This window comes from Streptomyces sp. KMM 9044, assembly GCF_024701375.2.
GTDB lineage: Bacteria > Actinomycetota > Actinomycetes > Streptomycetales > Streptomycetaceae > Streptomyces.
Map to the genome: position 1 here is coordinate 1,427,016 of NZ_CP113910.1, position 23,694 is coordinate 1,450,709.

Sequence of the window (23,694 nt, forward strand, 5' to 3'; positions counted from 1 at the left end):
CCTCGGGGCGGGTGGCATATGTGCCATGAGGGCTTACCAGTCAAGGCGGACCACGAGCTTGAGTCGGTCGGTACAGGCGACTCCGGGCTATGGTGCTGACACGCGTTCACCAACGGCCGGAGCCTGTCAATTTTGGTGAGTCAGGATTTTGCGGCTATCCCTGAGCTGGGATCTCTGCGTCGGGGTGACGCGGGTCGGTCGGCTTGTTGATCCAGACGGTGCCGGGGAGTTTCGGGGGTTCGGGGGCCTTGCGGACGAAGCGTTCGGGGTGCCGGTCGTAGACGGAGGCCAGGACGTCGGCACGCATCTCGCGGAGCTGGTCGGCGAGACCGAAGTGGACGTCGAAAGGCGTGTGCATGCCGATCCCCGAGTGTCGGGGCGCCAGGTTGTACCAGTCGAAGAAGTCTTCGCACCAGGCGCGGGCGTCCTCGATGCACCCGAACCGGTCCGGATAGTTATGGCGGTATTTGAGGGTTTTGTACTGGCTCTCGCTGAAGGGATTGTCGTTCGAGGTTTTCGGGCGCGAGTGCGACTTGGTGACGCCGAGGTTGGACATCATCTGTGCGACGTTCTCGGCGACCATGGGCGAGCCGCGGTCGGAGTGGATCGTCAACTGCCCTTCTCCGATGGTGTACTTGGCGATGCTGGAGGACAGGAACTGCTCGGCCAGCTCCTTGTTCTCGTGACCGGCGAGCATCCAGCCCACCGTGTAGCGGCTGTAGATGTCCACGATCGTGTAGAGGCAGTAGTAGCTGCCCTTGACCGGACCCTTCAGCTTCGATATGTCCCACGACCAGACCCTGTTCGGGCCCTCGGCGACCAACTCCGGTTTCTTGCGCGGCGGGTGGGTTGCCTGCCGGCGCCGTTCGCGGACCTCGCCGTGCCCGCGCAGCAGCCGGTACATCGTCGACTCCGAGCACAGATAGGTGCCCCTGTCCAGCAGGACCGCGTAGATCTCGCCGGGCGCCATGTCCGCGAACTCCTCACTGTGCAGCACGTCAAGCACCTCCTCCCGCTCGGCCGCCGACAGCGAACGCGGGTGCGGCCGACGCTCGGCACGCGGCCGCACCGGCGCCGGGGACCGGCGATGATGCCGGTAGTACGTCGCCCGACTCACCCCGAGCGCGGCACATGCCCGCACCCGGCCGACCACACCTGCCAGCTCCTCCAACGCCGCAACCCTGGCCCGCTCGAAACCGGCCCGCACCTCCTCGGCCCGCACCTCCTCGGCTCCGGCTCCGGCTCCGGCTCCGGCTCCGGCTCCGGCTCCGGCTCCGGCTCCGGCTCCGGCTCCGGCTCCGGCAGGATCTTGGCCGACCGCCACTCCGGCGCCTGCCGCCGGGTCCAACTCCTCGCTGGAGATGGCTACTTCGTCTCGCCCGTGCTCGTCGCACCGCCAGTGGCGAACTGGTCCAGCAGTGCCGAGAGTCTTGACTGGACCTCGATCACCGTCTGGGCCTTGCCCAGCTCGTTCTCCAGCCGGGCGACCTTCGCCTCCAGGCGGACGATCTCCTTGTCCCGCGGATCGGCCTTCGGCCGCCCCGCCGGCGCGGCGAGCGCGGCCTTCGCGCCCGCGTCCCGCTGCTCCCGCCAGTTCGCGATCAGCGACGAGTACAAACCCTCCCGGCGCAGCAGGGCTCCCTTGCCCTTCTTGTCGAGTGTCTCGTACTCGGCGAGGATCCTCGCCTTGTACTCCGCGGAATACCGGCGCGGACCGGCTGAACGGGGCTCTACCTGCGGATCAGGGGTCCCGTGGTCGTTGATGCCGGCCACTTGGGCACTACTCCTTCTCCACCCTCAATACATCGAATCATCCAGTATGCCTGACCCGCCCAAGAATGACAGAGAGGGCAGTCACCCCGTTCCTGCCCCGGCGCGAACGATAAGGAAGCCACGCCTTCCAGTGCACAGCGTTCCATTCCGGCTTGACCTGAGCAGGGCTCGGACCGCGCGTGAGGGCAGGGCACGCGCGTGCCCTGCCCTCACGTCGTCGAACGTCAGGAAACGGGGAACCAGGCCGCCAAGCGCTTCGCGATGACCGGTACATCGATGTTGTCCTGCGCAACGTCCTCGACGAATGGGCCGGCAATGGAGACAGGCGGTGGGGCGGTGCTGGCACTGACGCCGTTGAACCGCAGGAAGACGCGCATGGCAAGCCAAGCGGTGCGCTTGTTGCCGTCGATCAGCGCGTGATTGCGGGCGACGGAGTGCAGCAGTGCTGCAGCCTTCTCGTGCAGCGTGGGATACAGCTCGGTTCCGAACACGTTCGTCCGGGGTCGTTCGATCGCTGACACCAAAGGCCCATGTCACGCACGCTGTGCTCCGTACCATTGACCGTACGGGCGATGGCCAGGATTTCGTCGAGCTGGATGTAGCGCACGTCGGTCACTTCAGGTAGTCCAGGATCTCCGTATCACTGTCCATGAGCTCGACCAGAACGTCATCGACCTTCAGCTCGGCCCGGTCCTGGGCGTCACGGATGGCCTCGATGGCGAGTTCCTGCTTGCTGCGGCCCTCTCGGCGAGCCCGCTCGGTGAGCTTCGCGTCAAGGTCGTCGGGGAGTCGGAGTGTCATCGCCATACACCCATGATACCAGTCCGGTATCAACGGTGCTCTTGGTGGGGATCCCATCCGAAGCGGCGTGACGCAGGGCCTTAGTGGTCTGCGTCGTAAGTCCTTCGGGGGTTGATCATGCGGCTGGGGCGGCGGAGGATTCTGCCTGGTGATCGGCGGTGTGCCGGTCGAGCCTGGCCAGTAGATCGTCCAGGTCGGAGGTGGTGAACTTCCACTGGAACGGCTGTGCCGTGGTGTTGTAGCGGTCTTCGAATGCTCGGAGCCTGTCCTCGACCTCGTTGAGGTCGGTGAAATCGTTGGGTGTCACGACCTTGCGCTGCACGACGGAGAAGTAGATCTCCACCTGGTTCAGCCAGGAGGCGTGGACCGGGGTGTGGACGAGGACCGCGTTCGGGTAGGCGACTCTCAGCCGGTCGTTGAGGTGCCCCGGAGTTTCCGGACAGGGACCCAATAGGGTTGTTGGGTCTTCGAATTTAGTCGGGGAGGGCCGCCCGTGACCTGTACCGCCGGTTGCCGAGAGTGACCGTCGTGGGTGCGTGAGGGGTGAACGCAGACCGCCCGCGCTGCTTGTGGATCATGACTGGTGTCTAGACAGCCGATCTTCAAACAGACACGGGCGGCATGGGCCACGATACCGGCGCGACGGCGCTGTTCGATCTGGAGGGGTCGCGGTGGCCGAGGTCGTCCGCGACGAGGACGGGATACGTACGGTGCGTCTGGTGACCACGGCCCCGGCGGCGCGGGCCTGCCCGGCGTGCGGGACCTTCGCCACCCGGGTCAAGGAACGGGCCGTGACGCGGCCTCGTGACCTCGCCCATGGCGGTGGCGCGGTACGGATCCGCTGGCACAAACGGCGCTGGCAGTGTCGTGAAGATGCCTGTGAGCGGGGCTCGTTCACCGAACAGATTCCCCAGATACCCGCACGGATGCGGCTCACCGAGCGGCTGCGGACCGCGTGCGGGCAGGCCGTGGCCGACGGCGGACGCACCGTGGTGCAGACCGGCCGCGACCTGGGGCCGTCCTGGCCGGTCGTCATGCGCGCCACCCGCACCTACGCCGAGCGCCACCTGCCCGCCGCACTGCCGACGACCGAGGCGATCGGGATCGACGAGACGAGGCGGGGCAAGCCGGTATGGAAGCAGAACCCGGACACGGAGAAGTGGGAGCTGGTCGCGGATGCCTGGCACATCGGCTTCGTCGACGCGATCGGCGGACGCGGCCTGTTCGGCCAGGTCGAGGGCCGCAACGCGGACTCGGTCGCCGACTGGCTCAGCGCCCAGCCCGCCGCCTGGCGCGAACACGTGCGCTACGTCGCCATCGACCTGTGCGCCACCTTCCGCGCCGCAATCCACCGCGCCCTGCCCCACGCCACCGTCGTCATCGACTGCTTCCACATCGTGCAACTCGCCCAGCGCCACCTCGCCGACCTGCGCCGACGCCTCACCTGGAAACAGCACGGCCGCCGGGCCCGCAAGGGAGACAGCGTCTACACCGTCCGCAAACTCCTGCGCCGCAACAAGGAAGACCTCACCGGAGAACAACTCGCCCTGCTCAAGGTCGAGTTGGAGTACATGGGCACCTACGGCCGTCAGATCTACGCGGCCTGGCAGGCCAAGGAACTCCTGCGTGACCTCCTCGGCCTGGCCGTCCACCGCACCCACGTCACCCCCGACCGCTCCGCGATCTCCGCAGCCCGCCACCGCTTCAACGCCCACGTCGCCGACCACGCCCACCTGCCCGAACTCGTCACCCTCGCCGAAACCGTCGATCAGTGGTGGAACGGCATCGAGGCATACGTCCTGACCGGGATCACGAACGCCGCCAGCGAGGGCAACAACCGCGTCATCAAGCTCGACGCGCGATGCGCCTTCGGCTATCGCAACCGCGCCAACCAACGCCTACGGTCACTCTGCGCGACCACGAGACGAGCCCGCCGCGAGGGGGTCCCCGACTAACTTCGAAGGGTGTGGCTCCTTTGGAGGGACAGGCTGAGCTGGGCATTTGCCGGTTGGGCTCGACTGCCGGTCGTGGAGATCCTTTCGGAACCAGCAGGTCACGCCCGCGCGTCGCATCAAGATCGACAGCGCGGAGGGTGCCGGTCACCGCGTGACCCGCTGTCGTGGTCGAGTCGATCACTCGGGCGTGCCTCAAGCCGCAGTTCACGCAGCTAGGGCCGTCCCTCCAAAGGAGCCACACCCAACTTCGAAGACCCGTGAAGCCCAGACTGAGCTCGCGCCACCTTCATGCCGGACACCGCCAGACCAGTAAACAGGTTCCCGTCTGGCTTGTCCCAGGACAGCATTGAGGCCCTGGTTTTGATGTCGTCTAAGCTTTACGACACGTCATCGGCGGTTCACTTGCGTTCGCCTTCTCAGCCCACACCTGCCATATTTAGTACGGCTTTTCCATGACGCTCACCACCACGGCTCATTCACCGCAGCAGCTCATGGTGGTTTGACACCTGCACCTGCATGCCGATGCCGAAGGACCTACCTTCATCTCCACAACAGCATGGCAACTGTTCGTTCCCGTCTTCTACATCAGAACCTCACAATCACCTTCTGGACACACCAACCTCGATTCTTCACTTGCGGTGTGACGTCGGTCGGTTCGGCGGTTTGCCCGTAATGTCCCCTGCCGTTCGAGGACGGGCCGTCGCGTGACGCTGCGGGGCGTCGGGTTCCACGGGCCCGAGGGTGCTGCGGGTCCTCTCCTCTCCGCTGTCGTCGGGGCGGGGCCGACCGTCAGGTGTGGGCCGGAAGCTGGGTGGCCCGCTGCCAGGCGGTGGCGAACGCCGGCGCCCAGGGCCAGGTGCGGTCGAGGTGGAGGGTGCGTCTGCGTGCGTGGGCGGTGAGCCGGGCGGGCAGGTGGTAGAGCCTCCTGCGGATCGTCTCCGGTTCGGCGGCGGCGAGTTCGGGCTCGTCATGCAGGAGAAGGAGCCTGGTCCATGCGTCGAGGTCCGCGGCGATAGTGGCAGCCAGCACCCAGGCGGCGTTCAGCTGCCAGGACTTCGAGGGCAGCAGCCCGAGGCCGATCCGCTTGATCGCCTTGACACGATCCTCGACCTCGGCATGATCACGGTAGAGAGCATCGACGAACCACACCTGCCCGGAGCCGGACACCCCGGAAAGCCCCTGGTGGGCGGGAATGTTCGTGGCGACGATCTGGTAACGCCAGCCGGTGCGCTGCTCGAACGCGGTCAGCTTCTTCAGATCGCGGCGCGAGGGCTTGACCCGGCGCACGATCAGCCGCATCCCCTCGGGCCAGCCGCTCAGGTCGCGCACCCCGGTCAGCTCGGCGACCTGGTAGGTGACCTTCTGTCCGTCCGGGCCCTTGATCTCGTGGACCTCGCCGTCCTGCCGCAGCGCGTCGTTCCACACGTCCGCGGGCAGCAGTGCGATCGCGGCCTCGTCGGCGGTATTGATGGCCCAGCCGGTCACCCAGCGCACTCGGCGGCGGCTGGTGGTCAGCGCCTGCAGATGCTCAAGGAGGCCGTGGCTGAAGGCCGCGCCGTCGATCCTCACCAGCAGCTTCGACCACAGCGGCAGCGGAGTTGCCGCAGCGCGGCGGCCAGCACCGTCTTGTGGTCGGCGACGTCGTTGGACGCCGCGTTGCCCGGCCGTAGCAGCATGGTCACGCACTCGCGGGTATTGGCCAGCCAGGCGCCCAGCGGGTGATGTCCGTAGCCGCCCTTGAACGTGCCGGCCGCGCCGTCCTTCTTGCTGGTGCAGGTCACCAAGGTGGCATCGAGATCCAGGACGTACCAGTTGGTGAGCGTGCGCCCGCATACCGAGATCCACGGGAACCCACCGGGCCGCAGGGCGAGCAGCGTCCACACCCCACGCCGTATCACGGCGCGCACGCGCTCCACCCGGGCTCCGACAGGGCCGTCGATGGCTTCCAGCGTGCGCCACAGGGTGCTGTCCGAGACCGGACGGGGGAAGAACGGCCTCCAGTGCTGCTGCAGTTGCTCGGCCTGCAGGACATTCCTCGCGCCGAGGACGATCGCGCAGGCCAGCTGGACCAGGGCCATCCCGCGATCCCGCCACCCCGGCCCGACGCCGCGGGGCAGCGCGGCGGCCAGGGCGCGGGTCAGCCCGACCCGGTCCGCGATCCGGTGCAGCAGCACCACGCCCGCATGCCCGACCAGGTTCTTGCCGTCGGCCCGCACAACGAGCCGACGATCCCATTCGGTAGCCTGCACCTGTTGGGTGCCCCCACTCTGCGACGTTCTTGATCTAGGAAGTTCAGATCATCGCAGGTCAGGGGCACCCTTCCGCTATCAGGGCGTCACATCACTGACGGACGGCCCTCGTAGCTGAATACACGAGGCCAACGCCATGGCAGAATCGTTCTTCGGGGCCTTGAAGAACGAGCGGGTTTCCCGCGTGACTTACCTGACCCGAGAGGCCGCCCGACAGGACATCACTCGATACATCGAACTCTGGTACAATCACAAGCGCCTCCACTCGACTATTGGTTACCGCCCGCCGCGAGAAGTCCACGCCGAATACACGGAGTTGCACATAGCTGCGTGAAATAGACGGTCAGCTCACTGTCCGGAAAACGCGAGGCCCCTCAAGCCCCACCCTGGGGCGCTTCCTGTCCGCAGACCCGGTCCCCGGTGGCAGCTGCAACGCCTACGACTACGCCTGCGCCGACCCGATCAACAACGAGGACGTGACCGGCTGCGCGACCTGCCGGGTCCCTAAGCACGCCTGGACCGGCCGCAGCTATACGACCGTCTTGCGTACCACCGGCTGGAGCTACGGCAGCTGGCAGAGCTACAACTACCACTGGTTCTGGGACGTCGTCAGCGGCGACTGGGGCCCGCTGCCCATCTCATCCTGGAAGCGCCAGTACAAGTACCGCAAGCAGTACGTCTTCAAGTGTAAGGTCGTGGCCTGGTACGGCTGGGGCAGGCAGAAGATCCTCGCATCCTTCGAAACCCGCTACCAGTACTCCTACCGCGACCGCACCACGTACCGCGTCGCATGGTCGGGCTACAAGTGGACCCGCACCGGCGGCTGGAGCTGGGCCCGAACATCACGGACCTACGTCTCCTACTACCGCATCGTCTACACCAAAGGCTGACCTGGACACTGAGGTCTTCTCGGCAACGTGACGGTTGCGGTGCGTGACCGCGTGCGGGGTGAGCCGGACCGCGTCGAGTGCCCCGCTGTCAGATATGGGTGAAGCCCCTGGTAGGAGCAGGTCTGCGAAAATCAAGTTCCGTACGGCCAGAGGCTTCACACGTTGACCAGTATCACCTACACCGCCGTGCTCGATGTCGGCAGGGAGACCGCCGAGACCCTGGCCCGGCTCCTGCGCGAGCACCGCGACCGGCTCGGCACCCGCAAGAACACCCGCGCCCTGGGCGTCTTCAAGCAGGGGATCCTCGTCCTGCGGTGGTTCGTCGACGGAACCCGGCTGGCCCAACTCGCCCGGGACAGCCGGATCTCGGTGCCGACCGCCTACCGCTATCTCCACGAGGGGCTGACCGTGCTCGCCGACCACGCCCCGGACCTGGCCACCGCACTGGAGCGGGCGGCGGCCGCCGGGTACACCCACCTCAACCTGGACGGCACTGTCATCCGCACCGACCGCGTCGCCGCCCCCGGTCCCAACGGGGCAGATCTCTGGTGGTCCGGGAAGCACAAGCATCATGGCGGGAATGTGCAGGTCATCTCCGCCCCGGACGGCTGGCCGCTCTGGGTGTCCCCGGTCCGCCCCGGCCGCGAGCACGACACCACCTGCGCGCGCACCCACGGCCTGATCGGCGCGCTGAACCGGCTCGCCGCCACTCTGGACATCCCGACTCTGACCGATCTCGGCTACGAGAACGCCGGCGACGGCTTCCGCCACCCGGCCAAGAAGCCGCAGGGCGGCGAACTCGACCTCGAACAGCAGACGTTCAACAAGGTGATCCGTGGCATCCACGGCGTCGCCGAGCGCGCGAATGCCCTGCTCAAAGTCACGTTCAAGGCTCTGCGCCGGGTCAGCCTCGACCCTGGCAGCATCACCCGGATCGCCCGAGCCGCCCTCGTCCTGCTCCAGATGGAACACGGCCGCACCACCTGAACGAAGATCACAAACCGTCACGAGACGTTACCGAGAAGGGTTCACTGACCGAACCTGATTAATGTGGCGCTCCGCGGATCCCTCTGCGGAGCGCCACATCCGCTTGCAGCCTTCAACAACTGGTGAAAGCCTGCCCACCTCCGTACGGGAGACACTCATGCTGTTCGTCATCGCCATTATCGGAATCTCCATACTCGGCTTCACCCTGTGGTACTCGGCGCGCGTCGCCAGAATGCGCGGCCTGCCCCCGTGGCGCAGGTTCCTCCCCCTCAGCCTTCTTGTGTTGTCCATCGCAGCCAGCCTGCTGCGAGCCGCCGACATCCCCCAGGTCGCGAACGCTGTCGCCTTCCCCCTGCTCCTGGCCGCGATCGCGGTGTCCCTGATGGAAGTACGGGCCGAGAGGAGCCGGCGCACACCAACGGTGACGCAGTAGAAAAACCCCACCCTTCGGGTACCCCGCGCCCCTGAGCTGCCCCGGCTGGCCTTCCCTAACCAGCCGGGGTCTCGCTTGGTTAGAGCTTCTCAGCCGATGATGGCGACAGGGGCGTCCCAGGCGTTGCGGTCGACTGTGATGGTGTAACCGCCCCGCGTTTCCTTGCTATTTACCATGTACTGGTGGCCGCGACTGTGGTTGGTGTACTGAGCGGGGTTCCACGGCCAGTCGGTGGTGGTCGTGTTCTTTTTGTCCCACAGTGCGTACCAGAGGTTGCCTGGCAGGTCCGTCTTGTTCGGGGCGGTGGCGATAGCCTTGGCACTGGAGCTGCTGAAGCCGTAGAGGCCGCCACGGTAGGTTGCGTTCCGCAGCGTCTTGGTGAAGGAGCGCACGTAGGTCAGAGTGGCGTCGTTGCACGCCTTGTCGGTGATGTCGTACGACTCCATGTTCAGGTAGATCGGGCTGCCGGCTTTCATCCCGAGGGCTGATGCCTTGGCCACCGCGTCCTTCGCGTTACTCGCACCGACGGAGGCCGCCGTGGAAGCGGTGAATCTTTCCGGGTTTGCGCTCTTCTGGCAGGGCGGCTGCGCGCCGACGTAGAGCGGAATGAGCTTCCAGCCGGTGGAGTTGACCGACTTCGCCCATGACTTGGTCAGGTTGGGCTGAGCGCAGCCACGGTTCTTGCCGCCGATGTAGACAGCGGCGGCGCCATAAAACTTCGTGTTCCACGCTTTCATCGCCGCGAGCGAGGGCGCAGTGCACGTATCGAACGCTCGACCGGTGTACGTCTTCTGTGCGGGCCAAACGGTGGCCGCCATGGACGTCTGCGCTGCGATCCCGGCACCCGCAGCGACGGCGACCCCCGCCGTCGCCCAGGCGATGTAGCGGCTCTTTTTGGACAGCCGATGACTGGACAATCCCCACCCCATTCGTATGGCAGCCTATGGCCGCCGTGAATCCGACGCGCCCGCAGAGGACAGCTTGCGCTACCCCGCAACTCGACCGCAGTACGGGTGCAGCGTCTGCGTAGTGGCGCGCCCTCCGCTTCGGATGCCCGAAGCGGATCGCAGAATAGCCGACGTCCGTGTCGTGAAGGTGAGCAGCTTCGCGTGGGCTCGGTTGGCGGCTGCACCAACGCTGACGCCGGTCCGTGTGCAAGCCGACAGCCTTGATTCCGATAAGTGACTTGCCTAATGAACTGCCGGGCACTGCGGGCGGAGGGAATCTGAACTCACCGACCTACAACTTCCTGGCTGCCCTGCCGGCCGATCCCGACGCTCTGCTGAAGCGGATCCGCGACGACGCCGAGGAGAATCACGGTGCCGGTTCCGACTCCACGACGGGACCGGACCAGGAAGCCTTCGTCACGATCGGCGACCTTCTGCGCAATGGAGCGACTCCCCCGAGACCACCGCGGCTCTCTACCGGGCCGCTGCCCTCATCCCCGGAGTCGACGCCGTTTCCGACGCTGTGGACGCGGCAGGCCGACACGGGGTCGCCGTCGCCCGAACACACGGCGGCGAACGCACTGAGTGGATTTTCGACAAGAGCACGGCCCGACTGCTGGGTGAGCGCACGGTCCTCGTGGAGGACAACGCGTGGGGGAAGGCCGGCACCGTCGTCACCTCCGTCGCCCTCATCGACAGCGGCATCGTCGACGAGGCCGGACAAACTCCCTAGCCTCATGAATTCACCAGGCGGGCGGCTGCTGGTGACGGTGTGTGAGATCAGCAAAGGAGGGTGCCTCGACCTGCGATGATTCAGCTTCTCTACGACTGGATCATGCTGGGAAGGAGGCACCCTCCGGGTGTCGAAGCTTACTGGGTGGGCGGAGGGCTTGTCGCTGTCGACGGGCGGGCGGAAGCTGGTGGGCAAGGCAGGAATCGTGCCGGTGCGGCGTCTCGCGGACAAGGTCGGGCTGACCGACGCGCTGTCGTCGGCGCTGGTGCGGCGGGACTTCCATCCGGTGCATGACCGGGGCGGGGTGTTGGTGTCGGCGGCGTGCGCGGTGCTGCTGGGGTCACGGTCGATCGCGGGGATCGATATGATGCGGCAGGCCGCGCTGATCCTTGGCCATCCGGCCTCCGCCTCCACGCTGTACCGCACGCTGGACGGGATCGGCCCTCTCCAGCTCGACAAGATCGCCTCGGCGCCGGCCAGGACCCGCTCCAGGGTGCACGACCTGATCGACCTGCGCCCCGGCGGGTTCCCCTGGATCCGGGTGGACGGCCGACCACTGACCGGCTGGACAGTCCTGGACATCGACGCCTCCTTCGTGCCCGTGCACTCCGACAAGGAAGGCGCCGAAGCCCACCGCAAAGGCTTCGGCCTGCACCCGCTGCTGATCTTCCTGGACAACACCGACGAGCATCTGGTGTGCCGGCTACGGCCGGGCAGCGCCGGGTCGAACACTGCCGTGGACCACATCGAGGTCGGCGCCGAGGCGATACGCCAGCTGCCCACCCGCCGACGCCGGAAGGTCCTCTTCCGCGCTGATGGTGCCGGCGCCACCAAGGAGTGGCTCACCTGGATCACATCAGGCGGCGGAAACAAGGCCAACACCTGGGATTACTCGGTGGGTTGGACCCGCGATGACGACTTCTGGACCGCGCTGGCCAAGGTCCCCAAGAAGGCGTGGACGCCCGCGCTCGACGCGAAGGGAAAGCCACGCGAGGACGCCGCCCTGGTCGAGATCACCGACCTGCTCGACCTCACCGGCCGGCCCGGGAGCCTGCGGATCGTCGTGCGCCGCGAGCCGATCCACCCCAAGTACGAAAAGGACCTCAAGCCCTACGAAGTGGCCACCGGCTTCCGCTACACCGTGATCGCCACCAACACCCCAGGCCGTCAACTGCAGTGGCTCGACGCCCGTCACCGCGTCCACGCGCACGTCGAGTCCGGCATTCGAAGATCAAAAGCGCTCACCCTGACACGGCTGCCCTCGGCCAAGTTCGCCCTGAACCAAGCCTGGTGCACCCTGCTCGCCCTCACCATGGACCTGATCTCCTGGCTGCAGCTCCTCGCCCTCGACGGCAAACTCGCCCGCGCCGAACCCGCCACCCTGCGCAGCGAACTCTTCGACATCCCCGCCAAGCCGGCCGACCACGCCCGCAGCCGGGAGCTCAAGTTCGACCCCGCCTGGCCCGCCGCCCACCGGGCCGTCGCCGCATGGGACCGCGTCCAGGACCTGCCCGACACCGGCTGACCACCAATCCGTCGCCCCAACAGCCCGGAAGGAGAAGACCCGCAGCACCCTCGGACCGTGGAAGCCGACGCCCACCGCGACGACACGCGGCACACCGCCCTGACCGGCACCGATCACCCAGCGGAACGAACCGCCGGAAACCGGACACCTCAGCCGACCCCCTCAAGCCGGCGCGCGCACGTGAATGATCGAGGGCTGGCCCCTGGAGAAGTCTCCGTGGACGGTCTCGCCGTAAGGAGTCGGCATCACACACCGCCGTCCGGTTGTGTTGATGTGCGCCAGACCCTCTGGCAGGGTGCGGACATCAAACGGGGAGGGACTCATGCTGAAGCAAGTCGCCGAGGGTGTGCTGATCCACCAGAGTAAGTTGCTCGAGAACAACACCGTTGTCGTGCAGGGCAAGGACGGCGTGCTACTCGTAGACGCCGGGATTACCGGTGCCGAAATGACCTGCCTGGCGAACGACCTTCGAGAGCTGGGCCGACCCGTGGTGGCAGGGTTCTCGACGCATCCTGATTGGGATCACGTACTCTGGCACGCCGAACTCGGCGAAGCGCCTCGTTACGGCACAGCCCGCTGCGCGGACTTTATGCAGGAGGTGCTGTCGAACGCGGACTGGAAGGCAGGCATCGTCGAGGGGCTGCCGCCGGAAATCGCTGAGGACACACCGCTCGACCTGTACGGCCTGATCACTGGTCTGCCTGCTGAAACCGCGCAGCTTCCCTGGGACGGCCCCAAGGTGCGGATCATCGAGCACCCGGCGCATGCCCCGGGCCATGCGGCCCTGTTGATCGAAGAACGCCGAGTTCTCATCGCAGGCGACATGCTCTCCGATGTCTTCGTTCCCATGCTCGACGACACCGATAACCCGACTGAGGACTACCTCATCGGGCTGGGGCTGCTTGAGGGCGTAGCGGACGACGTCGATGTCCTCATCCCCGGACATGGGTCCGTCGCCAAGGATGAGAAGGTACGCGCAAGGATCAAACTGGATCGAGCGTACGTGGAGGACCTACGTAACGCCCGGGTTTCCAGCGACCCACGGGTCGTATCGCCCAAACCCGGCTGGGAGTGGGCAAGCGGCATTCACGAAGGGCAGGCCCGAAACCTCGCCCGACGAAGCAAGCGCGAAGGGACGCCCTGACCAGAGAACTGCTTTTGCCACAAGACGCCCCTGAACCGATGACCAAGGCGACGACGATCACCACGACGAAGTTGTTCAGCGGGACCACGGGCACGACGAGCGGCATGGTGCCCGCATGCAAGCGACGAAGCTCAGTCAATCGCTGTCTTTCGGTCGGATGTTGTGGTTGAACCGGAACAGGTTGTGCGGATCGTGCAGCGTCTTCACGCGTCGCAGCCGCTCGAGGTCCTCGGCCGCGAAGAGTTCCCGCACCTGCTCCTGGCGGACCGGGGCGCCGTCGTTGTAGACGGAGTTGAGGCTGCGGCCGACGGTCCACTGCTTCAAGGCGTCGTAGACGCGCTGGTGGATCGGCCGGGCTGCGGTGGACGGCGCGGCCGTGCCGCCGGTCATCACTCGCAGCATGTACGCGGCGTCACGGCCCCCGACCGCGCCCGGGTCGGTGGGCCGACGGGCGAACGCCCCACCGAGGTGACGGATGTCGACGATGCAGGGGACGGCCGCATCGGGTCCAGCCACGTCCATGACGGTACGCAGGGCCGTCGGATCGAGCTCGCTCAGCAGGACGTTTCCGCCGAAGTAGGCGTGCGGGACGTGCGGGTCCTGGTAGATGGTGCCGACCTCCGTGTACGGCATTTCCCGGACGGTGTCGATCAGACGCGGGCCGAGCGCACGCAGGGGCGCCACGAGCCGTTCGCCCTCCTCGGCCGATCCCGTGAAGGCGATCCGGACGTGTGCGACGTAGCGTCCGCGCAGCGGCTCGGGGACGGACGGCATCGATGGGAAGGTCATGAGGCCGATCGAGGAGGTGAGTTCCTCGGGCAGCGTGAGGGTCCACGCGCGGTAGGCGTGCAGCAGGTCGACGGGGTGGTCCGCGGCGAAGTGGAGGCCGCCGCCGTAGAGCCTGGCCACCGGCACGAGGGCGGTCTCGACGGCGGTGACGGTGCCGAAGTTGCCGCCGCCACCGCGCAGCGCCCAGAACAGGTCGGGGTCGGAGCCGGCCGTGACGTGGCGCAGCGCGCCGTCGGCGGTGACGATGTCGATGGCGCGGACGTAGTCGCTGGCGTAACCGGTCCGGCGGCCGAGCAGGCCGACACCGCCGCCGAGGAGATAGCCGACGACGCCGATGTGCGGAGCTGAGCCGTTGACAGGGGCCAGACCGTGCGGGGCGGCCTGCTCGATGACCTCTCCCCACAGCACACCGGCCTGGGCGCTGACGGTTCCGCCGTCCGCGTCCACCACGACGGCCTTCATCCGGCGGGTGGTGATGAGTACGCCCTCACCGTCCAGGGCCGTGACGATGCCGTGTCCGGTGGACTGCACGGCGACGGGCAGTCTCCGCTCGGCGGCGAAGCGGACGGCGGCGCGCACGTCCTCGGGGCGGGTGGCGCCGACGACGACGGCGGGCCGGTGCCGGAAGCCGGTCTGGAATCCGGTCCGTTCCTCGTCGTACCCTCGGCTTCCGGGCAGTAGGACGGGGCCTCGTACCTCCGCGGCCAGCGTCTCCACGTCCGCGCTCATCCGTTGTTCTCCTCCCCGGGACGACGGGCCGCCGTCCCGTGTGTGCCGCTCGGTGGACTGGTCCGCTACCGCAGGTACGAGTTGTCCTGCACCCAGTGGAAGTCACGGCCGACCAGCGGGAAGGTGCCGAGGTCGCGGCGGCGCAGATGCAGGCGGAGGTGGTAGCCGTCGGCGTCGCCCTCAAGGATCAGGCGATCGTCGGCCGGGCGCTCGAAGGTGAACGTCACCTGCCACTTGGGGTCAGCCATCTTGGTCAGCGCGACCGAACGGGCGTTCATGTCGATCGCCGCCATGCAGGGGTCGAGCGAGTCGTCCATGTGCTGGATGACCACGGCGTCGGCGGAGTCCACGACGACTCGGCGCCAGCGCCGGCCGTCGGTCGTCATGGGCGGGTGCCGCTCGCCGTCGATGGAGAAGTCGGTGACGTCCCAGACGCCGTACAACTCGGGCTTTTCCTGTCCACCCCCGTGGTTCTTCCAGAACGACCAGTCGTTGCGCAGTTGTGCGCCGAGCAGCCAGAGCCCCGCCCCCGCCTGCAGTGCGGTGGCGATCCGGTTCACCCTGCGGGAGCGGAAGAGGTCCGTGGGGACGGCAGCGGGGACCGGGCGGTCCGTGAGCAGGGCTCCGGCCAGGCGAGGCGTGTGCGGGGCCAGCAGAAGCAGGCTGAGCAGGAGGAGGTGGAAGGAGTGGACCTTGACGGGGACGTCGAAGGTCATGTTGAGGAGGAGCACCTGTGCCATCTCCGCCGCTGACACCAGTGCGCCCAGCGAGGCCGTGCGCGGAACGATGAGCAGCAGCCCGCCCGCGATCTCCGCGCAGCCGAGCAGCATCTGGTACGGCTTGGAGGACCCCGTCTGCGCCCACAGCAGGCCCATCGGGCTGAGGTCGCCGAGCGGCTCGACGAGCTTGGAGGGCGGCAGCTGGAACTGGAGCGGGACGGCCTTGGCCGCACCGTAGGAGAACATCTGCCCCGCGAGGCAGAAACGGGCGGCCAGGCGGACCCACTTGTCCAGCGCCGCGCAGTCCGTCCAGTTCCGGTCCAGCACGGACCAGACCGGGGTGGCCACGGCGGCGCCCGCGAGCCAGCAGAGCTGCCCCGCCCAGGTGTGCGGGTCGTCGCCGCCGTCGAAGCGGTCACCCAACTCCCTGCCGAGGACCCGCACGGACATCCAGTTCCGCACCGTGCGTACCTCCCAGAGCTTCGCCCAGGAGTCGGCCGCTTCCTGGAGACGCCCCATGCCGCCGCCGCGCAGGGCCAGATAGACCTGAGGGGAAGTCAGGCAGTACAGGCCGGCGTAGGCGAAACCGAACCGGTAGGCGGCGCGGGCGGCCCCGGTCCAGGGAGGCGGGGCCGGGGAGGCGCCGGCCGACGGGACCACCCGTCGGGCCGTCCGGCCGGCCGGTGAGGACGCGACGGCCCGCAGCCACTTGCCTACTCGCACCTTCATCGTTCATCACCTTCGCAAGGGCCGTCTTCGGTGGTCGCGTCAGCTACGGCGGAAACGTCCGAGCCGGGCGTGCACGTCAAGGAGTTCGGACGTGGTCGGGATGATGCCGCGTATGTGGGTCTCGTCGATCGACTCCACCGTCCAGCCGTCGGCGAAGCCGTGCCGCAAGTGGTCGGCCGAGCGCTTGGGGCCGGGTGGCTCGTCGTTGTCCGGAAGCGGCGCCGGTATCTCCTCGACGGCCTCGGCGAGCCGCGCCTGCATCTCCGCGGACCCCCGGTCGCTGATCGAGAGGATGTGCGCCACCGCCCCCGGGCGGCAGGCCCGGTGCAGGGCCGCCGCGTAGGAACGCAGCGTGTCGCCCTCGAAGGTGTGGGCGAGGCCGGAGTCGATCACGGTGTCGAAGCACCCTTCCCAGCCCTTGAGGTCGAGGGCGTCGGCGACTTCGAAGACGGCGTCGAGTCCGCGTGCCCCGGCCTTGTCGCGGGCGAGGGAGATCGCCGTCGGGGACAGGTCCAGCCCTGTCACCGCGTACCCCTTGCCCGCCAGGTGGAGGGCGTCCTCACCGGTGCCGCAGCCCGCGTCGAGGACCGCGCCGCCGATGAGTCCCGCCTCCTCCAGGGCGGCGTAGGCGGGCTGGGGCGCCCCGATGTCCCACGGCGGGCGTTTGCCGAAAGGGCTCTCCCCACGGTAGACGGCGTCGAACACCTCGGTCATCGGGGCGGGTCCGTCGGGTGCGGCGACAGGTTCAGTCATGGCTGCCATGATTGCGTCGCCCCCCGGCGCGTCCCCGGTCTCTTGCGGACTTCTGTCAGGGAGGCATCCCCGCCGGTCAGCGCGAACCGTACTTGCGGACCGCGAGCGGGGCGAACACCGCGATCAGGCCGACCGACCAGGCCACGGTCTGGAGGACGTAGCTCGTCGCCGGGCCCCCGGTGAACAGTGCGCGCAGGGCGTTCACGGCCGCCGTCATGGGGCTGTGGGCAGCGTACGCCTGGAGCCAGCCCGGCATCGTGTCGGTCGGTACGAACGCCGAGGAGATCAGTGTGAACGGAAAGATCCACACGCCGCCGACCGCCTGAGCGGCTTCCGCGTTGCGCACCGAAAGCCCGAGGTAGGCGGCGAACCACGACACCGCGTAGCCGAACAGCAGCAACAGCAACAGGCCGGCCAGCGCGGGCAGGAGGCCGTTGTGGAACCGGAAGCCGACCATCACGCCGACTCCGACGGTCACACAGGCCACGCCGACGTTGCGGAAGATCTCCGACAGCGTGCGCCCGATGAGCACGGCGGTACGGCTCATCGGCATCGAGCGGAAGCGGTCCATGAGGCCCTCGTGCATCTCGGCGGCGACCCCGATGGTCGTGCCGGCCGCGGAGCCGTAGAGCGCCATCTGGACGAGGACGCCGGGCAGCAGGAACTGGACGTAGCGTTCGCCGCCGACGTCCATGGCGCCGCCGAAGACGTACGTGAACAGCAGGATGAACATCACCGGCTGGACCAGCGAGAACATCACCAGGTCGGGGCTGCGCAGCACGTGCCGTACGTTGCGCAGCGTCATCTGCCACACGTCGGAGAGCCACCACCCGAGGGTGTTCCGCGACGGCGTGTACGACGTGCCGCTCTCCCGTGTCAGGGTGGTGGAGGTCATGTGCGCCCGGTTTCCTTCCCGCTGTTGCGCTGGTCGACGCCGTGATCGGCGGAGCGGCCGGTCACGGCGAGAAAGACGTCGTCGAGAGTGGGCCGGCGGAGCGCCACGTCACCGATCGCGATCCCCGACTCCCTGAGCAGGTGGAGCAGGTCGGGCAGGGTGCCGCCGTCGGGCAGCGGAGCGTGGACCACCATCTTCTGCGGGTCGGCGACCGGGTCGGCGCCCAGCCGCTCCCGCAGGAGCCGCACCGTCTGTTCCATGCCTTCGCCGTCCAACAGCGTGATGCCGACCCGGTCCTGACCCACCTGGGCCTTCAGCTCGTCCGGGGTGCCGCCGGCGATGACCCTGCCCCGGTCGATGACCGACAGGGAGTCGGCGAGCTGGTCCGCCTCCTCCAGGTACTGCGTGGTGAGCAGTACGGTCGTGCCCTCCGCGACCAGTTCGCGCACGAGCCGCCACACCTCCATGCGGCTGCGCGGATCGAGGCCGGTGGTCGGCTCGTCGAGGAAGATGAGCCTGGGCCGCGCCATGAGGCTGGCGGCGACGTCGAGCCGGCGCCGCATTCCGCCGGAGTAGGTCCTGGGCTGCCGGTCGGCCGCGTCGTCCAGGCCGAAGCGTTCCAGCAGTTCGCTCGCGCGGGCCCGGCAGTCGGACTTCGACAGCCGGAACAGCCTGCCGATCATGTGCAGGTTCTCGCGCCCGGTGAGGAGTTCGTCGACGGCGGCGTACTGGCCGGTGAGGCCGATGACCGACCGGATCCGGCCGGGGTCGTCACGCACGTCCACGCCGAACACCTCGGCCGCTCCCTCGTCCGGCCTGATGAGGGTGGCCAGGACCCGGACGGTGGTGGTCTTGCCGGCGCCGTTGGGGCCGAGCAGGCCGTGCACCGTGCCCTCGGACACCGTGAGGTCGAGGTGGTCGAGTGCGGTGAGCGAGCCGAAACGCTTGCACAGTCCGGCCGTTCTGATCGCTGCTGGCATCTGCCGTGGTTCCTTTCCGATTCCGACGCAACCCCGAATCGAGTAGTGGCGGGGCAACCGGCTCAGCGGCGCACAGCACCGAGCAACGCCGACATGTGGATGGCGTCGGCGGCCGCGGCGCCCGCCGCGGCCGACACGGTGACCGACTGCTTCCAGCGGCTGGTCAGGTCCCCGGCCGCGTACAGGCCCGGCACGCTGGTGCACTGGGAGGCGTCGACGCCGATGAAGCCGGCGTCGTCGACCATCAGCTTCAGCTCTTCGGCCGCCTGCCTGACGACGGGTTGCTGCCGCTGTCGCGGCGTCCAGACCAGGGTCTCCCGCTCCAGGACCCGGCCGTCGTCCAACTCGACGGCGTACAGCGCCCCTTGGTTGTGGTGCAGGCGGCGGACCGTTCCCGTGACGACCTCGCCCCCGCTGCTCCGCGCCGTCGCGCGAGCGGTCTCCAGGCCGGGCATGGACTCCTGGCAGATCGCGATGGTGTCCTCGCTCCAGGCGAGGAAGGCCACGGCCGACAGTCCCGCGAGTTCCGCGTTGTCGGCGACGGTCGCCCAGCGCCCGCCGGCGTTCTCCTCGCCGAGGCAGAACGGGCAGTGGATCGCGCTGCGGCCCCAGCACTCCGCGAAACCGTCCACGTCGGCCGGGAGGACGTCCACGACACCGGTGGCGAGCAGAACGGTTCGGGCCTCGACGGTCCCGCCGCCGACGGCGACCCGGAAGCCTCCGCCCGGAGCGGGGGTCACGCTCTCGGCGTCGGCCTCCAGCCGCTCGACGGTCGCGTACCGGGAGAGTTCTTTCCAGGCGCGCGCCCGGAACTCGGCGGGTGTGACACCGTCCATTCCGACATGGCCGTGAACACCCGCCGACGCGCTGTTGCGCGGTGCCCGTGGGCTGTCCACGACGGTCACCGGGTGCCGGTATCTGGCCAGGCCGAGCGCCGCGGTGAGCCCGGCGGGGCCGGCTCCCACGATCACGGTGGTGTGGTCGGCGTGCGAGGACATCGGTCTGATCCCTTCCGTCGGGCGGCGTGAGCGGGTCCGTCCACCGTGGGAGCGGTCCGGCGGGTGCGCGGTGGGGAACGCCGGAACGGGCTGTCGGCGGGCGGAGGCCGTCGGCCCGCATTGTGGTCGCCGCCGCGGTGCGGGAGAGGTGCGGGCGAAAGAGGTGAGCCAGACAGTCGTGCGCGTACGGCGGTACGGGCGACGTCGGCTTTCGGCCCGGCGCGGGCCGACGACGGTCAGCGGCCCCCGCCCGCCCTCCCTGTCACCAGGCGGGAGGGCGGGCGAGGGCCGCATCGCGTCAGGCGCCGACGTACTGTGCGAGGTGCTCGCCCGTGAGGGTGGGGCGGTCGGCGACGAGCTCGGCGGGCGTGCCCTCGAAGACGATCTTTCCGCCGTCGTGGCCGGCGCCGGGGCCGAGGTCGATGATCCAGTCGGCGTGCGCCATGACCGCCTGGTGGTGCTCCACGACGATGACCGTCTTGCCGGCGTCCACCAACCGGTCAAGCAGGGCGAGCAGTTGCTCGACGTCGGCCAGGTGCAGGCCGCTGGTCGGCTCGTCGAGGATGTAGACGCTGCCCGTTCCGGCCATGTGACCGGCGAGCTTGAGCCGTTGCCGCTCTCCGCCGGAGAGGGTGGTGAGCGGCTGGCCGAGGCTGAGGTAGCCCAGGCCGACCTCGGCGAGCCGGTCGAGGACGGCATACGCGGCCGGCGTCCGTGCCTCACCGCTGCGGAAGAACTCGGCGGCCTCGGCCACCGGCATCGCGAACACCTCGCTGATGTCCCGACCGCCGAGCCGGTACTGGAGCACCGAGGTCTGGAACCGCTTGCCCTCGCACTCCTCGCAGGTGGTGGCGACGCCGGCCATGATCGCCAGGTCGGTGTAGATGACACCGGCACCCTTGCAGGTCGGGCAGGCGCCCTCGGAATTCGGGCTGAACAGGGCCGGCTTGACCCCGTTGACCTTGGCGAACGTCTTGCGGATCGGTTCGAGCATGCCGGTATAGGTGGCCGGGTTGCTGCGCCGGGAGCCCTTGATGGGCGACTGGTCCACCGTGACGACGCCGTCGCGGCCCGCTACCGAGCCGTGGATCAGGGAGCTCTTGCCGGAGCCCGCGACGCCGGTGAGTACGGTGAGCACACCGAGCGGGATGTCCACGTCGACGTCACGCAGGTTGTGGGCGTTCGCGCCGCGTACCTCCAGCACACCGGACCGCTCGCGCAGGGACGGCTTCAGTGAGGCCCGGTCGTCCAGGTGCCGTCCGGTGACGGTGCCGCTGGCCCGCAGGCCCTCGACGGTGCCCTCGAAGACGACTTCGCCGCCCTTGGTGCCGGCGTGCGGTCCCAGGTCGACGACGTGGTCGGCGATCACAATCGTCTCCGGCTTGTGCTCCACGACCAGCACGGTGTTGCCCTTGTCGCGCAGTTGCAGCAGCAGGTCGTTCATCCGCTGGATGTCGTGCGGGTGCAGGCCGACGGTGGGCTCGTCGAAGACGTAGGTGACGTCCGTGAGCGCGGAGCCCAGGTGGCGGACCATCTTGACGCGCTGGGCCTCACCGCCCGAGAGCGTGCTCGATGACCGGTCGAGCGAGAGGTAGCCCAGGCCGATCTGGACGAACGAATCGAGGGTCTGGCCGAGCACGGTGAGCAGTGTCGTGACCGACGGGTCGGTGAGACCGCGGGCCCAGGCCGCGAGGTCGCTGATCTGCATGGCGCAGGCGTCGGCGATGCTCAGGCCGTCGATCTTCGCGGACCGGGCGGTCTCGCTGAGCCTGGTGCCGTGGCACTCGGGGCAGACGGAGAACTCCACCGCCCGTTCCACGAAGGCACGGATGTGCGGCTGGAGCGTCTCCTTGTCCTTGGACAGGAACGACTTGCGCACCCGCGCGAGAAGGCCCTCGTAGGTGGTGTTGACGCCCTTGACCTTGACCTTGACCGGGTCCCGGTGCAGGAAGTCGTACCTCTCCTGCTCGGTGTAGTCGCGGATCGCCTTGTGCGGGTCGAGGAAGCCCGACTCGGTGAACGACTGCACCACCCAGCCGTCGGGTTTCCAGCCGGGGACCATGACCGCGCCGTCCGCGAGCGACTTGGAGTCGTCGAGGAGCTGGGCGGGATCGATGTCCGAGACGGTGCCCATGCCCTCGCAGCGCAGGCACATGCCGCCGACGACGCTGAAGCCCTTCTCGATCTTCTTGCCGTTCACCACGAGGACACCCGAGGCGTCGGCCGAGGCGACGTTGAAGGCGAACGCCTTCTGCGACCCGATGTGCGGCTTGGCGAGGCGGCTGAAGAGGATGCGCAGCAGTGTGCCCGCGTCGGTGGCGGTGCCGACCGTGGAGCGGAGGCTGCTGCCCATGGGCTGCTGGTCGACGAGGATCGCGGTGGTCAGCCCGTCGAGCACATCGACCTCGGGCCGCGCCAGGGTGGGCATGAAGCCCTGGATGAAGGCGCTGTACGTCTCGTTGATCAGCCGCTGCGACTCCGCGGCGATCGTGTCGAACACCAACGAGCTCTTGCCCGAGCCGGAGACCCCGGTGAACACGGTCAGCCGCCGTTTGGGGACCTCCACATGCACGTTCTTGAGGTTGTTCTCACGAGCCCCGTGCACCCGGATCAGATCGTGGCTGTCGGCGGCACACAGCCCAGGAGGCGGGGTGTCCGTCTCCGTGCCAGCGGTCATGTTGTCCCTCCCGTTCGTCGGACGCGGCATGCCTTCGTCAGGTGACGTGGTGACGAGTTCCTGAACGTCCCGGTTCATGGGACTCAAGCGTATACCTGCAAAGTCGGTTGAGGGTTTTGAAGAAGCTCTTCGAGAAGCTAAGCGGATTCCTTGGGATATAGTCTCAAACCGTGAAGCACCTGCGTCCGTTCGACCTGGCCCGTGAGCACGGCATTTCCACCCAGGCGGTCCGCAACTACGAGCGGGACGGGTTCATCCCGCTCGCCCGGCGCGCCCCGTCCGGCTACCGCACCTACACCGAGACCCACGCGGCGGCCCTGCGCGCCTATCTGGCGCTCGTCCAGGCGTACGGGTACGCCACGGGCGGAGAGATCATGCGGTCGCTCAACACAGGCGACCTCGACGCCGCGCTGACGGCCGTCGACCGCGGCCACGCCCAACTGCTGCGCGACCGAAGCACGCTGGACGCGGTGGGACGGGCGGTGGAGCACCTCACCTCCGCCCCTGGCCCCGCCGAGCACACGTCCGCCAGCAGCGAGCCGCTCAGCATCGGCGAACTCGCGCGCCGTCTGGGGGTGACCGCGGCGACCCTGCGGAACTGGGAAGCGGTGGGCATCCTCATCCCGGCGCGCGAGCCGGTCACCGGCCACCGCTCGTTCGGCGCCACGGACGTACGCGACGCCGAACTGACCCATCTCCTGCGGCGCGGGGGCTACCCGCTGGAGCACATCCGCACGGTGGTCCGGCAGATCCGCACGGCCGGCGGCACCGAGGCGCTGTCCGCCGCCCTCGACGACTGGCGGCGGCGGCTCACAGCCCGCGGCGTGTCCATGCTCGGCGCGGCGGCCCAGCTCGGCGGGTACGTGGCCCATCTGGGCGTCCCAGCCGGACCGCCGGCCACCACGGAACCGGCTCCCGCGCCGGGGTACCCGCCGACGGTTTGAGACCTCGCGGCCCGGCGGGTCCGCCCGCTGCACCGACGGCATCG

Annotated in this window: 23 protein-coding genes and 1 pseudogene; 9 read left to right on the top strand and 15 right to left on the bottom strand. The window is 68.4% G+C overall.

Annotated elements, in window-relative coordinates:
- Positions 1–154 precede the first annotated feature (154 nt).
- The 5 genes and pseudogenes from HUV60_RS06395 to HUV60_RS06415 form a co-directional block, all read right to left on the bottom strand.
- On the bottom strand, positions 155–1,222 hold the full coding sequence (locus HUV60_RS06395) for an IS3 family transposase (RefSeq protein ID WP_269441143.1): 1,068 nt from the start codon (positions 1,220–1,222) through the stop codon (positions 155–157).
- A gap of 143 nt (positions 1,223–1,365) precedes the next feature.
- On the bottom strand, positions 1,366–1,773 hold the full coding sequence (locus HUV60_RS06400) for a transposase (RefSeq protein ID WP_269441144.1): 408 nt from the start codon (positions 1,771–1,773) through the stop codon (positions 1,366–1,368).
- A gap of 224 nt (positions 1,774–1,997) precedes the next feature.
- Positions 1,998–2,389: pseudogene (locus HUV60_RS06405) on the bottom strand (type II toxin-antitoxin system death-on-curing family toxin).
- Positions 2,386–2,580 (bottom strand): ribbon-helix-helix protein, CopG family, encoded by a 195-nt coding sequence (locus tag HUV60_RS06410; protein ID WP_269441145.1) that lies wholly within the window; start codon positions 2,578–2,580, stop codon positions 2,386–2,388. Before HUV60_RS06410 ends, HUV60_RS06405 begins: the two are co-directional and overlap by 4 nt.
- 109 nt (positions 2,581–2,689) lie before the next feature.
- Positions 2,690–3,025, bottom strand: a complete 336-nt coding sequence (locus HUV60_RS06415) for a hypothetical protein (protein WP_257849232.1) — start codon at positions 3,023–3,025, stop codon at positions 2,690–2,692.
- 220 nt (positions 3,026–3,245) lie between these two features.
- On the opposite strand from HUV60_RS06415, the gene HUV60_RS06420 reads away from it, so the two are divergent.
- Positions 3,246–4,529: an ISL3 family transposase gene (locus HUV60_RS06420; RefSeq protein WP_269441146.1), complete on the top strand. Its 1,284-nt coding sequence runs from the start codon at positions 3,246–3,248 to the stop codon at positions 4,527–4,529.
- Between the two features lie 789 nt (positions 4,530–5,318).
- On the opposite strand, the gene HUV60_RS06425 is transcribed toward HUV60_RS06420, so the two are convergent.
- Together HUV60_RS06425 and HUV60_RS06430 are read right to left on the bottom strand one after the other, a co-directional pair.
- Positions 5,319–6,098, bottom strand: coding sequence for a transposase (locus HUV60_RS06425; protein ID WP_257853091.1), 780 nt, complete (start codon positions 6,096–6,098; stop codon positions 5,319–5,321).
- Positions 6,095–6,778 carry a transposase gene (locus tag HUV60_RS06430; protein WP_269441099.1) on the bottom strand — a complete coding sequence of 228 codons (684 nt, stop codon included), beginning with the start codon at positions 6,776–6,778 and terminating at the stop codon, positions 6,095–6,097. The genes HUV60_RS06425 and HUV60_RS06430 overlap by 4 nt, the downstream gene beginning before the upstream one ends.
- 136 nt (positions 6,779–6,914) lie before the next feature.
- Between HUV60_RS06430 and HUV60_RS06435 the strand changes: the two genes are divergently transcribed.
- The 4 genes from HUV60_RS06435 to HUV60_RS06450 all read left to right on the top strand — a co-directional run bounded on the left by HUV60_RS06435 (position 6,915) and on the right by HUV60_RS06450 (position 9,088).
- A complete protein-coding gene (locus HUV60_RS06435) occupies positions 6,915–7,112 on the top strand; it encodes an IS3 family transposase (protein ID WP_443047228.1) in 198 nt (65 codons plus the stop codon).
- A 208-nt stretch (positions 7,113–7,320) separates the two neighbouring features.
- The gene (locus HUV60_RS06440) at positions 7,321–7,668 is read left to right on the top strand and encodes a hypothetical protein (RefSeq protein ID WP_257849234.1); all 348 of its coding nucleotides are present in this window, start codon (positions 7,321–7,323) and stop codon (positions 7,666–7,668) included.
- Positions 7,669–7,854: 186 nt separating this feature from the next.
- Complete coding sequence (locus HUV60_RS06445) at positions 7,855–8,655, top strand: HARBI1 family protein (RefSeq protein ID WP_443047502.1); 801 nt, start codon at positions 7,855–7,857, stop codon at positions 8,653–8,655.
- Between the two features lie 157 nt (positions 8,656–8,812).
- Positions 8,813–9,088, top strand: a complete 276-nt coding sequence (locus HUV60_RS06450; protein WP_257849235.1) for a hypothetical protein — start codon at positions 8,813–8,815, stop codon at positions 9,086–9,088.
- Positions 9,089–9,177: 89 nt separating this feature from the next.
- On the opposite strand, the gene HUV60_RS06455 is transcribed toward HUV60_RS06450, so the two are convergent.
- Positions 9,178–10,005, bottom strand: coding sequence for a glycoside hydrolase domain-containing protein (locus tag HUV60_RS06455; RefSeq protein ID WP_257849236.1), 828 nt, complete (start codon positions 10,003–10,005; stop codon positions 9,178–9,180).
- A 553-nt stretch (positions 10,006–10,558) separates the two neighbouring features.
- Between HUV60_RS06455 and HUV60_RS06460 the strand changes: the two genes are divergently transcribed.
- The 3 genes from HUV60_RS06460 (at position 10,559) to HUV60_RS06470 (ending at position 13,437) form a co-directional block, all read left to right on the top strand.
- Positions 10,559–10,768, top strand: a complete 210-nt coding sequence (locus HUV60_RS06460) for a hypothetical protein (protein WP_257853888.1) — start codon at positions 10,559–10,561, stop codon at positions 10,766–10,768.
- Positions 10,769–10,895: 127 nt separating this feature from the next.
- Positions 10,896–12,293 (top strand): IS1380 family transposase, encoded by a 1,398-nt coding sequence (locus tag HUV60_RS06465; RefSeq protein ID WP_269441147.1) that lies wholly within the window; start codon positions 10,896–10,898, stop codon positions 12,291–12,293.
- A 322-nt stretch (positions 12,294–12,615) separates the two neighbouring features.
- Positions 12,616–13,437, top strand: a complete 822-nt coding sequence (locus HUV60_RS06470) for an MBL fold metallo-hydrolase (RefSeq protein WP_257853890.1) — start codon at positions 12,616–12,618, stop codon at positions 13,435–13,437.
- Positions 13,438–13,572: 135 nt separating this feature from the next.
- On the opposite strand, the gene HUV60_RS06475 is transcribed toward HUV60_RS06470, so the two are convergent.
- From HUV60_RS06475 to HUV60_RS06505, 7 genes are all read right to left on the bottom strand, one after another.
- Positions 13,573–14,955, bottom strand: a complete 1,383-nt coding sequence (locus tag HUV60_RS06475; protein ID WP_257853892.1) for an FAD-binding oxidoreductase — start codon at positions 14,953–14,955, stop codon at positions 13,573–13,575.
- Between the two features lie 65 nt (positions 14,956–15,020).
- On the bottom strand, positions 15,021–16,403 hold the full coding sequence (locus HUV60_RS06480; RefSeq protein WP_257853893.1) for a DoxX family protein: 1,383 nt from the start codon (positions 16,401–16,403) through the stop codon (positions 15,021–15,023).
- A 39-nt stretch (positions 16,404–16,442) separates the two neighbouring features.
- Complete coding sequence (locus tag HUV60_RS06485; protein WP_257853894.1) at positions 16,443–17,156, bottom strand: class I SAM-dependent methyltransferase; 714 nt, start codon at positions 17,154–17,156, stop codon at positions 16,443–16,445.
- A 76-nt stretch (positions 17,157–17,232) separates the two neighbouring features.
- Positions 17,233–18,051, bottom strand: a complete 819-nt coding sequence (locus tag HUV60_RS06490; protein ID WP_257853895.1) for an ABC transporter permease — start codon at positions 18,049–18,051, stop codon at positions 17,233–17,235.
- Complete coding sequence (locus tag HUV60_RS06495) at positions 18,048–19,031, bottom strand: ATP-binding cassette domain-containing protein (protein WP_257853896.1); 984 nt, start codon at positions 19,029–19,031, stop codon at positions 18,048–18,050. The genes HUV60_RS06490 and HUV60_RS06495 overlap by 4 nt, the downstream gene beginning before the upstream one ends.
- A gap of 62 nt (positions 19,032–19,093) precedes the next feature.
- Positions 19,094–20,029, bottom strand: coding sequence for an NAD(P)/FAD-dependent oxidoreductase (locus tag HUV60_RS06500; RefSeq protein ID WP_257853897.1), 936 nt, complete (start codon positions 20,027–20,029; stop codon positions 19,094–19,096).
- A 298-nt stretch (positions 20,030–20,327) separates the two neighbouring features.
- Entirely contained in the window at positions 20,328–22,706 is a 2,379-nt protein-coding gene (locus HUV60_RS06505; RefSeq protein WP_257853898.1) for an excinuclease ABC subunit UvrA, read from the bottom strand.
- 170 nt (positions 22,707–22,876) lie between these two features.
- Between HUV60_RS06505 and HUV60_RS06510 the strand changes: the two genes are divergently transcribed.
- A complete protein-coding gene (locus HUV60_RS06510) occupies positions 22,877–23,650 on the top strand; it encodes a TioE family transcriptional regulator (protein WP_257853900.1) in 774 nt (257 codons plus the stop codon).
- The last annotated feature ends 44 nt before the right edge of the window (positions 23,651–23,694 follow it).